A 14,167-nucleotide genomic window follows, 5' to 3' on the forward strand; every position below is an offset into this window, starting at 1 on the left:
GGTCACCCGCCGACAGCGCTGATCAGGCTGCGCCGCATCTGACCGGGCGCTATCCCGTAGGTGTCCTTGAAGACTTTGCTGAACGCCGCCTGGGATTGGTAGCCGACCTGGGCGGCGATGTCGCTCAGGCCTTCTTTCGACGCACTTAATAACCCATAGGCCCGTTGCATGCGAACCTGGGTCAGCAACGTCCACGGCGAGCTGCCGCTGAGTTTCGTGAACGCGCGCATGAAGGTCGCGCGGGACATGTTCGCTCGTTCAGCCAAGGCGTCGACGTTCCAGTCATGGGACGGATTTTCCAGCATTGCCTGCCACGCCCGACCCAGCCGTTTGTCTGTCAGCAGCGCGAGGCTGCCGGTGTGTTGCGGGAACTGGCCAAGGTGCTCGCGCAAGACGAGGGTGAACAGCGCCGAGGTCAATGCATTGACCATGAACTGGCCCCCCGCCAGGTTGGCGTCCGCTTCACTGCGCAACAGCGCGACCAGCGCCGGCACCGGATCGCTGCTGCCCAGCGCCTGGGTCGAGACCTTCATATGATCGGGGAGGGACGAGAACAGCATCGCGTGGGGCTGATGGATGAAGCGGCCGCACAGTAAATCCAGCTCGACCCCGTCGCCGAAGCGTTGCATCGGCAGTAAGCCTGCGTCAGTCCGGCGCTGGGGCCGGGAAGGCGTCACGCGCTGGCCGGGGCTCAACAACAGGTGCTGGCTGCCTCGCGGCAGAACCAGAATGTCCCCTGCCGTCAGGGTCAATCGTTGTCGATCGGCCATCTCAACGTGACAGTGCCCGGCCAGCACAATGTGGTAGGGCGACGTGCCGGCGGGTTCCTGTGCATGGTCGAGGGCCCAGTCACCCTGAAACTGACAGCGAAGGTCGAGGCTGCCGCGGATGTCAGCGAGGGCGATGAGCGTATCAATGGCATTCATAGGCGACTTTCGGACAAAAGAATGAGCCAAACGAGCAAGTCGCCGCGCCGTGACTGGCGGAGACTGAAGGTGTTCCGGCGCAGTCTAGTCGCCGCCCTCAGGAGATACCATCATGTTCAGCAATTGGCCCGATCTGGTTTCCACCATCAAGCAGTCGTTTGGTGCGCTGTCCAAATCCAACCCTAAAATGGTCAAGGCCTACATGGCCCTTGGCGAAGCCGCCGCAGAGAACAATGTTCTCGACGCCAAGACCCGCGAGTTGATTTCCCTCGCTGTTGCCGTCACTACTCGCTGCGACGGCTGTCTCGGCACCCATGCCCAGGCCGCGATTGCCGCTGGCGCGACCCGCGAAGAAGTCGCCGCCGCCCTGGCCACCGCGATCTCGTTGAACGCAGGCGCGGCGTACATCTACTCGATGCACGCGCTGGAAGCGTATGACGCGTTGAAGTCATAAATCGCGTTAGCTCGCGGCGATACGCAAAGGCTGGCAGGGTGCCTGCCGGTCTTACGCGTCGCTTCCGCACTTGGTTAGATCACTTGACCCCGTCAGTCCGCTCGCCCACTTCCGCCGGGTAGAACTCCCCTTCAAGCCCTGCGGTCAGCAGGCGTTCACGCACTTGTGTTTCGACTTCAAGCACCTGCTCAGAGTCGTCGATGTCGTCAACCACCAGCCAGACCGGCATGACGTTCTGACCATGGGTGCCTTCGCTGAGCATGTCGTGGGAGAAGACTTGGTTGGCGCGCCACAGGCACAGTTCGTCATCGGTGTGGCCGGGTTCGCGAACGGCGGTCGGCGAGGTCAGCCAGATTTCGGTGTAGGGGCGCAGGTCGGCGTTGGCGAGTTCGTTTAGGGTAATGACGGTTTTCATTTGGTGTCCTCCAGTGTTCAAGATGGAGTTGTGACGCATGGGGCTGCCCAGCGTTCCCGCGATCTGCGCAGGTGGTCGCGGTATTTGCCGAGATCAAGAGCGTCTGCCTGGGGGCAGACTGTTTCGCCTTCGGCGACTTACTTTTGAAAAGCACCAAAAGTAAGCAAAAGTGCCTGCTCTCGGTTTGGCCCTTCCTTCGTCAGGGTTCCTTCACTCCGGTCTCGCTCCGTGGGCCCGCCGCCATCCGCCATCCATGGCGGGGGGCGGCTCTCGCGGCATCCATGCCGCTCGGCCCACGGAGCGAGACCTGCGTTCAGCCTGCACCAAAGTCGCGTTTTGTGTCGTCTGGAATTGCTGCGTACGAGGATCAAAAGCAGGGCAAAAGCAGGGCAACAGCTTCCCGGCTAAAGCCGGTCCTACGGGGGGAGGGGGTTTCACTGACTGCACGCAGTGCTTTTAGTGGGACCGGCTTCAGCCGGGAAGAGGCCAGTCCAGGCGCTGATGTTTGATCGTTCCCACGCTCCGCGTGGGAATGCATCCAGAGACGCTCTGCGTCATTCCGGGTAGTTAGGGGAATGATTTGGTTCCAGCGCAGACCCGCGATCTGCGCAGATGGTCGTGCGGACTTGAACCGAGGCCGCCTGCGTGGGGTCGACCACTGTGCGTTCACGTCAGCCCGCCCCGGAGACATGCCCGTGACCGACCCACGCCCGCTCACCCGCAGAAGACTGATCACTCTGGCAGCAGGTGCCTGGGCGGCGCTTGCTCTTGACGCGTTCGGGCGCCGTGCGCAGGCATTCGAAGCCCCACCACCCGGCACATCCCCCGGTCAAACAGGAGAGCGGAACATGCTCACGCGAGACATTCCATCCAGCGGCGAAGCCTTGCCGATGATCGGACTTGGCACCTATCGCGGGTTCGATGTCGAACCCGCGAGCGACGGGTACAAACTGCTGCCCGCCGTGGTCGACCAGCTGTTTCAGGCGGGCGGCACGGTGATCGACAGTTCACCGATGTACGGCCGCGCCGAGGAAACCACCGGCGAGTTGCTGTCGATCCATCAGCCGTCATCGCCAGCGTTCCTGGCGACCAAGGTCTGGACACGAGGACGGGACGAAGGCATTGCCCAGATGGAAGCGTCGTTTCGGCTATTGCGAACCGCGCGCATCGACCTCATGCAGATCCATAACCTGCTGGACTGGAAGACCCACCTGCCGACGCTGCGTCAGTGGAAAGAGGAAGGGCGCATTCGTTACATCGGTCTCACGCACTACACCCCATCGGCCTACGACGAGGTCGAAGCTGCGCTGAAGGCTGAGGCGTTTGATTTTCTGCAGATCAATTACGCACTGGACGATCGCGCCGTCGAGGCACGGCTGCTGCCGCTTTGTCGCGAGCGCGGGGTGGCGGTGATTTGCAATCGGCCGTTCGGTGGCGGCGGTCTGCTCGGCCGCTTGCGCAACACGCCGCTGCCGGGCTGGGCGGGGGAGGTTCAGGCCAGGAGCTGGGCGCAGCTGGCGCTGAAGTTTCTGATCTCACACCCGGCAGTGACGTGCGCGATCCCTGGTACGGGCAATCCCAAATACATGAAGGAAAACGCCGAAGCTGCGCGTGGTCCGCTGCTCACCGACGCCCAGCGGCAACAGCTGATTGCATTGGTGGGGTGAGCACCCGTCAGGGGGCTGATTTATTTACAACGCTTCAGCGTCAATCAATCGGTCCTCGGTCAGGAGGCTTAGCCGACACCGGCCCCGTCATTACCTATTCACCAGCTTCGCCGGCAACGCCACCACCAGCAGGCTGCTCAACATCAAACACCCGGCAAAGAACCACAACGCCCCGGCGCTGCTGCCAGTGACGTCGATCGCAATGCCCATCATCGAGTTGCTCACCAATCCCGCAATGTTCGCCAGCGAGCAGGCCAAAGCAAAGCCTGTGGCCGCCGCCCGGCCTTTGAGGAACGTGGCCGGCAGGCTGAAGAACACCGGCACGGCACCGATGATGGCGGCTGAAGCGACGGCGAACAGCGCGACGGTCACGACCAAGTTATGGGTGAAGAACGGGCTGGCGGCCATGGCCACGGCGCCGATCCAGAACGGCACGATGATGTGCCAGCGACGTTCGCGCCGGCGGTCGGAGCTGGCGCCGATCATCAGCATGCCGATCAACGCGGCCACGCTGGGCAATGCGGTCAGCACGCCGATGTGGAAGGTGTCGGTGACCCCGGCGTTTTTGATGAACGTCGGCATCCAGAAGCCCATGGCGTAGGCGCTGAGCAGGATCGAGAAATCGATGCCGCCGAGCATCCACACTTTCAGATTGAAAAAGCCGTCACGAAAGCTGTGCTTGCTGTCTTTGCCCTCGGCATCGTCCAGGCGCAGTTCGCCTTCCAGCAACGTTTGTTCTGTGCTGTTCAGCCATTTGGCTTCTTTCGGATTATTCGGCAGCGCCCAGAACGTCATCACCCCCAGCAGCACGCTGGGAATGCCCTCGATCAGGAACAGCCACTGCCAGCCGCGCAGGCCGGCGGTCTGGTCGAAATGGCCCATGATCCAGCCCGACAGCGGGCCGCCGATGACGCTGGAAAGCGGCAGGCCGATCATGAACAACGCGATGATGCGGCCACGGCGATAGGTCGGGAACCAGGTGGTCAGGTAGAACAACACGCCCGGCAGAAAGCCCGCTTCAGCGGCGCCGAGCAAAAACCGCAGCACGTAAAACTGCGTCGGCGTGCTGACGAACAGCGTGCAGGACGACAGCAAACCCCACGTGATCATGATCCGCGCGATCCAGATTTTCGCGCCGACCTTCTCCAGCACCAGGTTGCTCGGCACTTCGAAGAGGATATAGCCGACGAAGAACAGCCCGGCGCCCAGCCCGAACGCGGTCTCGCTGAAGTGCAGCTGGTCGAGCATCTGCAGCTTGGCGAAACCGATGTTGATGCGGTCCAGGTAAGCGGCCAGGTAGCAGAAGCACAGGAAGGGAATGAGCTTCCAGGTGATCTTGCTGTACAGCGCCTTGATCGGGTCCGCGGCTAAGTTCGCGGAGGTTTCTACATTCGCAGAGGGCATGGGTGTCTCCTGGCGGTTCTACGACCGGTGAGCGCGGCGGCTGATTTTGCCTGCGTTTGCGGTGTTGTCATATGGGGGAAGAAGCGGCAAGCGGTAAGCCTCAAGCTGCAAGAGGGGACCGCGTGCTCTTCACTTGCGGCTTACCGCTTGTAGCTTGCAGCTCATCGCTTACCGGTTGCCGCTCGCATGTGCGTCATAGCCTCCTGCTTACCAACCACATCCCCGTACTTGCTGTCGATGTCGAACAGGTTCGCTTCATGGGGATCGGGGTGACGGTCGCCCACGCATTCGCGCACCACGATGGTCCGGAAACCATGCTGCACGGCATCCACCGCCGTTGCCCGGATGCAGCCGCTGGTGGAGCAACCGGCCAGCACGACGGTGTCGATGCCTTGGGCGTGCAGCATTGATGCCAGTGACGTGCCGAAGAACGAACTGGCGTACTGCTTGCTGATCACGACCTCTTCGGGCAATGGCTGCACGGCCTCGCAGAACGCGGCCAGCGGGTTGCCTTCGACCATGTCCTTCATCACCGGCGCTTTTTTCACCCACATGCCGCCGTCCGCGAAATGCGTGGGGTGGTAGCGGATGTTGGTGTGCACCACCGCGATGCCGTGTTCCCGCGCGCAGGCCAGCAGCTCGACGCTTTCGGCCACCGCACTGACCACGCCGGGCGCATATAAAGGCGCGCCGGGTTGGGTGTAGCCCTGCATGAAATCGATCATCAGCAAGGCCGGTTTCGCACCAAAACCGATGCGATTGCCCCAGACGCCCTGATAGTTGGCGTCCGCGCTTTGTGGGTCGGTCATTGCGTTCTCCTGTTCATCGTTTTAAGCAAGGACCGTCAGGTCAGCGGCGTACCGAGAAAGTCACCGAACGCGGCGAAGAAGCCCGGCAGGTTGTCCCACGGAATCATGTGTCCGGCGTTTTCCACTCGCGCGATCAGGATGTTCGGTTGCAGCTGTCGGATTTCGGCTTCGTCTTCCGGCTGAATCACGCCGCCGCGGCCAGCGACGATGAGCAGGGCAGGGACCGGAAGGTTCGGCAGGTCCTGGTGGAAATCCACGTCGTGGAAGTCATTGAAGGCGCGGACGATGGCGGGCTCGTAGCAGGTGTGCAGCCACTCGGCGCGTAGTTGCAGTTGTTCCTCTGTCCAGGTCGGGCAGAACGCGCGCATGTGTTCGGCGCTCATGCCCTGTTGCGACTGGCGGATGGAGTCGACGTACCACGGCAACTTCGCCGGGTATTCACGACGGCCCGGCCCGGACACCGGCGGATCAATCAGCACCAGGCTTTTCAGGCCCTGGGGGCAACGAATCGAAGCCCGAACGGCAAAACGCGCGCCCATGGAGTGACCGGCCAAGTGATAGCTGTCGATGCCCATGGCGGCGGCAAACGCACCGATGTCATCGGCGCAGGTGTCGACGCTGTAATCCAGATCCGGCCCCGTGGAAGAAAGCCCGCGACCGCGCGCATCCAGCACGTAGGTGTCGAAAGACTGGCCCAGGCGTTCAGCGACGAACCCCCAGGTGATCGCCGGGCTGGTGATGCCCGGGATCAGGATAAGCGCCGGTTTGCCGGAGTGAATGTCGCCGCCGTAGCGCAGGTAATGCTGACGGATGCCGCTGGCCTGAACGTTACCACCCTGAATGAAGGTGCTCATGCCGCCACCCCCGATTTCAGCTCCTGGCCGTACAAGTCATAACCGTAGACCCAGGCCGGGTCTTCCTGGGTGCGCAGCCAGGTGTTGGCGTTGGAAACCGCCTGAACGCGAGAGGCGCGCTCCTTGCGATTGGCTTCGTAGAGCTGGAACGCGGTGCGGTAGTCGCTGAGGCCGGTTTCCTGCAGGCAGCGGGTGAGCATCGCGGCGTCTTCGATGGCCATGCCGGCGCCCTGGGCCATGTGCGGCTTCATCGGGTGGCAGGCGTCGCCCAGCAAAACGAGGCGGCCGCGACTCCACAATGGCAGTGGGTTGCGGTTAAGCAGCGGCCACTTGGTCACGGTTTCAGTGGACTCGATCAGGGCCTGCACGGTGGGGTGATACCCGGCGAAGGCTTCGTACATTTCGTCCCGGCTGCTGTCGACCCAATTGCCCTCGAAGTCCCACGCTGCATGGGGCACGCCAGTGACGTAGTAGTACTCATCGCGCTTGCCGGTGGTGTGGTAAACCATCATGTGGCGGTCCTCGCTCCACCACTTCACGCAGTTCTCGAACTCAACGTCGTACTTGGTCAGCACCTCGCTGGGGATCAGCGCGCGGTGGGCGACCCAGCCGCTGTACAGCGGTTTCTCGTGGCCCAACAGCTCTTCGCGAATCCTGGAATTGATGCCATCGGCGCCGATCACGATGTCGGCGTCGGCATGGGTGCCGTCGGCGAAATTCAGACGCACGCCGTTTTCGCGTTCCTCCAGGGTGGTCAGGCACTTGCTGAAGTGCACGCTGCCCGGCGCCAGCGTCGACATCTGCAGTGCGTGCAAATCGCCACGGTGCACGGTGATGTAGGCCGCGCCGTATTCTTTGAGTGAAAACTCGCCCAGGGCGATGCGCGACAGGTAGTCGCCGGTCGCACCGTCGCGACTGAACCAGAAATCCGGGTGCGAACCCATGTCGCTGAGCTGTTGCTCGATCCCCATGCGCCGGAAGATTTTCATGATGTTCGGGCCCATGTGGATCCCGGCGCCGATGCGTGAAAACGCAGGGGCCTGTTCGTAGATGTCGACGTGGAAACCGGCTTTCTGCAACAGCGTCGCAGCCGCAGCGCCCCCCAGACCGGATCCGACGATGGCGATTTTTTGCGTGGTAGGCATGGCGCGCATTCCTTCGTGTTTCATGAGTTCTGGATGACGACGAGGCGAAAAGGGTCTATCGCATCGCTGGGTTTTTAAAGTGTATACGCTGATATTTTCAAAAGTGAACCGATATTTCCAGAAACGGCCGGCGGTGTCGCAAACAGGCATGTCACTCGCTGTAACCCATATATGCCGGTGTCTGTGTGGTTGGGTAACAGAATGGCGTGCCTATTGCAGCGGCGCACGGATTGATGTCTTATCGCTTTTAATAAGTGTGTACGCTTTAAAAAATGCACTGGTCTGATGCGCGACGCCTTGCAATGGTGCATCCGGCTCGTCATCCGCCCCAGAGGAGAAAAGAGATGCCGGTTAGCGATTGCGAATTGACCCAGATGTTCGAGCACGTCCTGAAACTGTCGAAAGTGGACGCGACCCAGAGCGTGGCAGTGCTCAAGAGCCACTACTCCAATGCGCGTACGGTGCGCGCCGCGATGGACGCTGCTCAACGCCTGGGCGCCAAGGTTTATGCGGTGGAGCTGCCGTCGTTCAATCACCCCAAAGCCATGGGCAACGACATGACCGCCTACTGCGGCGACACCGCGCTGACCGGCAACATTGCCGCACAACGTGCCCTTGAGGCGGCGGACCTGATCGTCGACACGATGATGCTGCTGCACTCGCCGGAGCAGGAGCAGATCCTCAAGACCGGCACGCGGATTCTGCTGGCGGTGGAACCCCCGGAAGTGCTGGCGCGGATGCTGCCAACGGTGGCGGACAAAGAGCGGGTGCTGGCCGCCGAACAGGTGCTGAAGGCGGCCCGGTCGATTCAGGTAAAGTCCCGCGCCGGCAGCGATTTCCGTGCGCAATTGGGGCAATACCCTTCAGTGACCGAGTACGGTTTCGCCGACGAGCCGGGCCGCTGGGATCACTGGCCCAGCGGTTTTCTGTTCTCCTGGCCCAACGAAGAGACCGCCGAGGGCACGCTGGTCATTGATGTCGGCGACATCGTGCTGCCGTTCAAAACCTATTCCCGCGAGCAAATCACGCTGGAGATCGACAAGGGGTTTATCACCGGGATTCACGGTGGTTTCGAGGCGGAGTACCTGCGCGAATACCTGAAGTACTTCAACGACCCGGAGGTCTACGGCATTTCCCACATCGGCTGGGGCCTGCAACCGCGCGCACAGTGGACGGCCATGGGCCTGCACGAGAAGAACGACGGCATGTGCATGGACGCCCGGGCGTTCTATGGCAATTTCCTGTTTTCTACAGGGCCGAATACCGAAGTCGGCGGCACCCGCAAAACCCCGTGCCATCTGGATATCCCGCTGCGTCGTTGCGATATATATCTCGATGATCAGGCCGTGGTGTTGGCGGGAGAAGTGGTGGCGCCCGAAGCGTCAAAGGCCTGAGGCAAATCTTCAGGCGACGGTGAGACCTGTAGGAGTGAGCTTGCTCGCGATCGCGTTCATTCGGGCAATGTAGGGGTAAATGACGCCCCGGGATCGCGAGCAAGCTCACTCCTACAGTTCGGGGATGCCCGGTCCATTTAGCTCTGGCCCGGTTGAACGAGATTCCCCTCAAGCCACGCAAACGTTACTGTAGCCACCATTTCTCCGATCCTGTCGAACGAGCCATCCGTGTCCACTGACCACCCTTCCGATAACAATCCGTCCTACACCTTCTCCGAGCAGGTCGGCCATCTGCTGCGCAAGGCCTACCAGCGGCATTTGGCGATCTTCCAGCAGAATGTCGGTGATTCGCAGCTCACGGCGGTGCAGTTCGTGACCCTGTGCGCGCTGCGCGATCACGGCCCCAGCTCGCAGACCGAGCTGGTCAAGGCCACGGCGGTGGATCAGGCGACCATTCGCGGCATCGTCGATCGCCTGAAAGCCCGGGACTTGATCAGTCTTGAGCCGGACCCGCAGGATCGCCGCAAAGTCATCTGCAGCCTGACCGACAGCGGCCTGCAACGGGTGCAGGAAACCGTGCCCCGCGCCGCGCAGATCAGTGAGCTGACCCTGAGCAAACTCAACCCTGCCGAACGCGTGGCTGTACTGTTTCTGCTGCGCAAACTGATCGATGAGGGCGATGAATAACGCCGCCTGACCCTCTCGCCAGGCGTCATCTCCCTCCCGAAAACTCCATCGTCCTACAGCCTTTTCTCCGCTGGCATGCTTCCTGCTCTCGTTTCATGAAGTAATCACTTCATCAAATGCAAGGTACAGCAGGTAACACATGACGGCTGACACAAGCGAGCCACAGCGGGCGGCAGAGAAGACCGTGACCCTGAACGTCAACGGTCAGGCGACGAGCGTCACGGCAATGCCTGACACGCCGCTGTTACTGATCCTGCGCAACGACCTGCACCTTAATGGCCCCAAATACGGCTGCGGCCTGGGCGAGTGCGGCGCCTGCACGGTGATCATCGATGGCGTCGCTGCACGCTCCTGCGTGTTTCCGCTGACGGGCGCACAAGGGCGTGAGATCACGACGCTGGAAGGCATCGGCTCGCGAGACCGCCCGCATCCAGTGCAGCAAGCCTTCATCGACGAACAGGCCGCGCAATGCGGCTACTGCATGAACGGCATGATCATGACCGCCAAAGCGTTACTCGACCGCAACCCGCACCCCACCGAAGCGCAGATCCGCAACGAACTGTCGGCCAACCTGTGCCGCTGCGGCACGCACCTGGAAATTCTCCGCGCGGTCCTGCGTGCCGCGCGTCATCAGCCCAGCCCGGATCCCGTCCAATGACCCAGACTTTGCCCACGCGCGATGAGTTGCTCGCCCAAAACGGCGTGCTGTTGATCGTCGACGACATCCTGCCGCCATCCGGTCCGGTCGCCAAAGGCGGCACCCCCACCGTCCGGCCCGTGGAATTGGGGCTGTTCATTGCCATCGATCAGGACAGCCGCGTCTACGCCTTCAACGGCCACGTCGATCTGGGCACCGGCATTCGCACTTCGCTGACGCAGATCGTCGCCGAAGAGCTGGACCTGCAAATGGATCAGGTGACGATGATCCTGGGCGACACCGAACGTGCGCCGAATCAGGGCGCGACCATCGCCAGCGCCACGCTGCAGATTTCCGCCATTCCCCTGCGCAACGCGGCCGCCGAGGCGCGGCGCTATTTGCTGCAACAGGCCGCGCAGCAGTGGTCGGTCGATGTGGATTCGTTGGTCATCGACAGCGGCGTGATCAAGGCGCAGGACGGTCGCGAACTGACCTTTGGCCAGTTGCTGGTTGATCAGCGTGTCGAGTTGCGCATCTCCGGCAACGCACCACTCAAGCGGCTGGAAGACTACAAGCTGGTGGGGCAGGGCGCCGCCCGGGTGGACATTCCGGGCAAGGCGACCGGCGAATTGACCTACGTGCACGACATGCGTCTGCCGGACATGCTCCATGGCCGTGTCGTACGGCCGCCCTATGCCGGTTACGACACGGGCGACTTTGTCGGCACCAGCTTGCTGGAAGTAGATGAATCCTCCATCGCCCACATTCCCGGCATCGTCCGCGTGGTGGTGATTCGCGATTTCGTCGGCATCGTCGCGATGCGCGAAGAGCAGGCGGCCAAGGCGGCGCGCGAGCTCAAGGTCACCTGGAAACCGTGGCAGCATCAGTTGCCGGACATGAGCAACATCGAGCAGGCGATTCGCGACAACCCGAGCATTCAGCGGGTGGTGCTCGATCAGGGCAATGTCGAAGAAGCGTTGGCCCAGGCCAGCGAGCGAATGACGCGAACCTATCTGTGGCCCTACCAGATTCACGGCTCCATCGGACCTTCGTGCGGGCTGGCGGACTACAGCGAAGAAGGCATTCGGGTCTGGTCCGGCACGCAGAACCCCCACATGCTCCGCGCCGATCTGGCCTGGCTGCTGGAATACCCCGAAGAACGGATCGACATCATCCGCATGGAGGCGGCCGGCTGTTACGGGCGCAACTGCGCTGACGACGTCTGCGCCGATGCCGTGTTGCTGTCCCGCGCCGTGGGTCGGCCGGTGCGCGTGCAACTGACCCGCGAGCAGGAACACGCGTGGGAGCCGAAAGGCACCGCCCAGTTGATGGAAGTCGACGGCGGGCTCAACGCCGATGGCGGCATCGCCGGTTACGACTTCAGCACCCATTATCCGTCGAACAATTCGCCGACGCTGGCCTTGCTGCTGACCGGGCGCGTGGAACCGGTGGCGACGATGTTCGAAATGGGCGATCGCACGTCGATCCCGCCCTACGACATCGAGCACATGCGCGTCACCATTCACGACATGGCGCCGATTGTGCGGGCGTCGTGGATGCGCGGCGTGTCGGCGCTTCCCAATACGTTTGCTCACGAGTCCTACATCGATGAGTTGGCGTTCGCCGCCGGCGTCGACCCCGTCGAATACCGCCTGCGTTATCTGCACGACGAGCGCGCCGCTGAATTGGTTCGTGCCACGGCGGCGCGGGCTGACTGGACGCCGCGCACCGAGCCTATGCAGATTCCCGAAGAAGACGGCGTCTTGCGCGGGCGCGGTTTTGCCTACGCGCGCTACATCCACAGCAAGTTTCCCGGCTTCGGCGCGGCGTGGGCGGCGTGGGTCGCAGACGTGGCGATCGACAAGCACACCGGCGACGTGTCGGTAACCCGTGTGGTGATCGGCCATGACGCCGGGATGATGGTCAACCCGGCCGGGGTGCAGCATCAGATCCACGGCAACGTCATCCAGTCCACCAGCCGCGTGCTCAAGGAGCGAGTGACGTTCGAGGAGTCCACGGTGGCGAGCAAGGAGTGGGGCGGCTACCCGATTCTGACGTTCCCGGAAGTGCCGAAGGTCGACGTCATGATGATGCCGCGCCAGGCCGAGCCGCCCATGGGCGCCGGGGAATCGGCATCGGTGCCGAGCGCAGCGGCCATTGCCAACGCTGTGTACGACGCGACCGGGATTCGCTTTCGCGAACTGCCGATTACCGCCGAGCGCATCCTTGCTGCATTGAACAGCGCAGGCACGCAATCCAATAGCCAACCGCCGCAATCGCCAACAGCCAAACGTTCGAAATGGCTGTTCGGTTCGTTGTTTGCAGCGTTCGGCGCGTTGCTCGGCATGGCGGCCACCGCATTGCCCTGGCGTGCGGAAATCGCGCCCATCACGCCGCCCGCAGCGGGCACCTGGTCGTCGGCGACCCTGGAGCGCGGGCGGTTACTGGCGGCCGTGGGCGACTGCGCGGTATGTCACACCGCCCCGAATGGCGCCAGCAATGCCGGCGGGCTGGCGATGCAGACGCCATTCGGCACTGTATATAGCAGCAACATCACCCCGGACCCGGAGACTGGCATCGGTAACTGGTCGTATCCAGCGTTCGAGCGGGCGATGCGTGACGGCATCAGTCGCGATGGCAAACACCTTTATCCGGCGTTTCCCTACACGGCGTTCAGAAATATCGAGGACGCCGACATGCAGGCGCTGTACGCGTACCTGATGTCGCAAACCCCGGTGAAACAGGTGCAGCCCGCCAATGACATGCGCTTCCCCTTCAATGTGCGACCGTTGATGGCCGGTTGGAACGCGCTGTACCTGCGCAAAGGCGAGGTGCAGACGCAGCCCCAGCAAAGCGCGCAGTGGAATCGCGGCCAGTATCTGGTCAATGGATTGGGGCATTGTGCTGCCTGCCATTCACCTCGGGATCTGCTGGGGGCGGAGAAGGGCGGCACGTCGTTTCTCGCGGGTGGCATGGTGGACGGCTGGGAAGCGCCGGCGCTCAACAGCCTGTCGAAAGCGCCGACGCCGTGGACCGAGGATCAGTTGTTCAATTACCTGAGCAGCGGGTATTCCGATGCCCACGGTGTCGCGGCGGGACCAATGGGGCCGGTGGTGTCGGAATTGGCGAAACTGCCGAAGAGCGATGTGCGGGCGATGGCGGTGTATCTCGCGGCGTTGAATGAGCCTGCGTCTGGCAGCGCTGATGTCGGTCCGGCGACGGCGACCCGTCTGGCAGAGAAGCCGAGCGTTTCGCCCCAGTCGTTGAGCAATGGCCAGCGAGTGTTCGAAGGCTCGTGCCAGGGATGTCATGCCGACGGTCTGGGGCCGAAGTTGTTTGGCGTGAGCCCGTCGCTGGCGACCAATACCAACGTCCACAGCGCGCTGCCGGACAACCTGATCAAGGTCATTCAGCAGGGGATCGACAAGCCGGCGACGGCAGATCTGGGTTACATGCCGGGCTTCAAGGACAGCCTGTCCGATACCCAGATCAGCGATTTGGCCGCCTACCTGCGCAGCCGCTTTGCGCCGAATGAGCGGCAGTGGACGGGGTTGCCAGAGAAAGTGGCGCATTTGAAAGCCAATCCCGGAACGCACTGACTCGGCGAGCCTCTTTGGGTGGCATCTCGCTTCAGGCAACACGCTGACGCCCGGCAAAATACGGTCCCGTGGGAGTGAGCTTGCTCAGGAAGACTGCATTTCAACCGCTAAATATCTAACGGATGTACTGGCCTTTGTGGGAGTGAGCTTGCTCACGAAGACTGCATTTCAACCGC

The 14,167-nt window shown here is 62.3% G+C and carries 12 protein-coding genes; 6 read left to right on the forward strand and 6 right to left on the reverse strand.

Features of this window, described 5'->3' with window-relative positions; genetic code table 11:
- Nucleotides 1-2: 2 nt before the first annotated feature.
- Complete coding sequence (locus FX982_RS15575) at nucleotides 3-926, reverse strand: AraC family transcriptional regulator (protein ID WP_172611528.1); 924 nt, start codon at nucleotides 924-926, stop codon at nucleotides 3-5.
- 112 nt (nucleotides 927-1,038) lie between these two features.
- Here FX982_RS15575 and FX982_RS15580 point away from each other — a divergent pair, with 112 nt between their 5' ends.
- Nucleotides 1,039-1,380 carry a carboxymuconolactone decarboxylase family protein gene (locus tag FX982_RS15580; RefSeq protein ID WP_122624893.1) on the forward strand — a complete coding sequence of 114 codons (342 nt, stop codon included), beginning with the start codon at nucleotides 1,039-1,041 and terminating at the stop codon, nucleotides 1,378-1,380.
- A gap of 79 nt (nucleotides 1,381-1,459) precedes the next feature.
- On the opposite strand, the gene FX982_RS15585 is transcribed toward FX982_RS15580, so the two are convergent.
- Nucleotides 1,460-1,795 carry a hypothetical protein gene (locus FX982_RS15585; protein ID WP_172611529.1) on the reverse strand — a complete coding sequence of 112 codons (336 nt, stop codon included), beginning with the start codon at nucleotides 1,793-1,795 and terminating at the stop codon, nucleotides 1,460-1,462.
- 689 nt (nucleotides 1,796-2,484) lie between these two features.
- Here FX982_RS15585 and FX982_RS15590 point away from each other — a divergent pair.
- A complete protein-coding gene (locus tag FX982_RS15590) occupies nucleotides 2,485-3,462 on the forward strand; it encodes an aldo/keto reductase (RefSeq protein ID WP_172611530.1) in 978 nt (325 codons plus the stop codon).
- Between the two features lie 90 nt (nucleotides 3,463-3,552).
- Here FX982_RS15590 and FX982_RS15595 read toward each other — a convergent pair whose 3' ends face one another.
- From FX982_RS15595 to FX982_RS15610, 4 genes are all read right to left on the reverse strand, one after another.
- Nucleotides 3,553-4,866: an MFS transporter gene (locus FX982_RS15595; protein ID WP_172611531.1), complete on the reverse strand. Its 1,314-nt coding sequence runs from the start codon at nucleotides 4,864-4,866 to the stop codon at nucleotides 3,553-3,555.
- Nucleotides 4,867-5,027: 161 nt separating this feature from the next.
- Nucleotides 5,028-5,675, reverse strand: coding sequence for an N-carbamoylsarcosine amidohydrolase (locus FX982_RS15600; RefSeq protein WP_122624115.1), 648 nt, complete (start codon nucleotides 5,673-5,675; stop codon nucleotides 5,028-5,030).
- A 35-nt stretch (nucleotides 5,676-5,710) separates the two neighbouring features.
- Entirely contained in the window at nucleotides 5,711-6,529 is an 819-nt protein-coding gene (locus FX982_RS15605) for an alpha/beta fold hydrolase (protein ID WP_172611532.1), read from the reverse strand.
- Nucleotides 6,526-7,674: an FAD-dependent monooxygenase gene (locus tag FX982_RS15610; RefSeq protein WP_172611533.1), complete on the reverse strand. Its 1,149-nt coding sequence runs from the start codon at nucleotides 7,672-7,674 to the stop codon at nucleotides 6,526-6,528. Before FX982_RS15610 ends, FX982_RS15605 begins: the two co-directional genes overlap by 4 nt.
- 344 nt (nucleotides 7,675-8,018) lie before the next feature.
- Here FX982_RS15610 and FX982_RS15615 point away from each other — a divergent pair, with 344 nt between their 5' ends.
- The 4 genes from FX982_RS15615 to FX982_RS15630 all read left to right on the forward strand — a co-directional run bounded on the left by FX982_RS15615 (nucleotide 8,019) and on the right by FX982_RS15630 (nucleotide 13,991).
- Entirely contained in the window at nucleotides 8,019-9,068 is a 1,050-nt protein-coding gene (locus FX982_RS15615; protein WP_172611534.1) for a 2,5-dihydroxypyridine 5,6-dioxygenase, read from the forward strand.
- A gap of 228 nt (nucleotides 9,069-9,296) precedes the next feature.
- Entirely contained in the window at nucleotides 9,297-9,755 is a 459-nt protein-coding gene (locus FX982_RS15620) for a MarR family winged helix-turn-helix transcriptional regulator (protein WP_172611535.1), read from the forward strand.
- A gap of 139 nt (nucleotides 9,756-9,894) precedes the next feature.
- Nucleotides 9,895-10,413, forward strand: a complete 519-nt coding sequence (locus FX982_RS15625) for a (2Fe-2S)-binding protein (RefSeq protein ID WP_172611536.1) — start codon at nucleotides 9,895-9,897, stop codon at nucleotides 10,411-10,413.
- Nucleotides 10,410-13,991 carry a molybdopterin cofactor-binding domain-containing protein gene (locus FX982_RS15630; protein WP_172611537.1) on the forward strand — a complete coding sequence of 1,194 codons (3,582 nt, stop codon included), beginning with the start codon at nucleotides 10,410-10,412 and terminating at the stop codon, nucleotides 13,989-13,991. The genes FX982_RS15625 and FX982_RS15630 overlap by 4 nt, the downstream gene beginning before the upstream one ends.
- The last annotated feature ends 176 nt before the right edge of the window (nucleotides 13,992-14,167 follow it).

The sequence above is a fragment of the Pseudomonas graminis genome, from assembly GCF_013201545.1.
Classification (GTDB): Bacteria; Pseudomonadota; Gammaproteobacteria; order Pseudomonadales; family Pseudomonadaceae; genus Aquipseudomonas.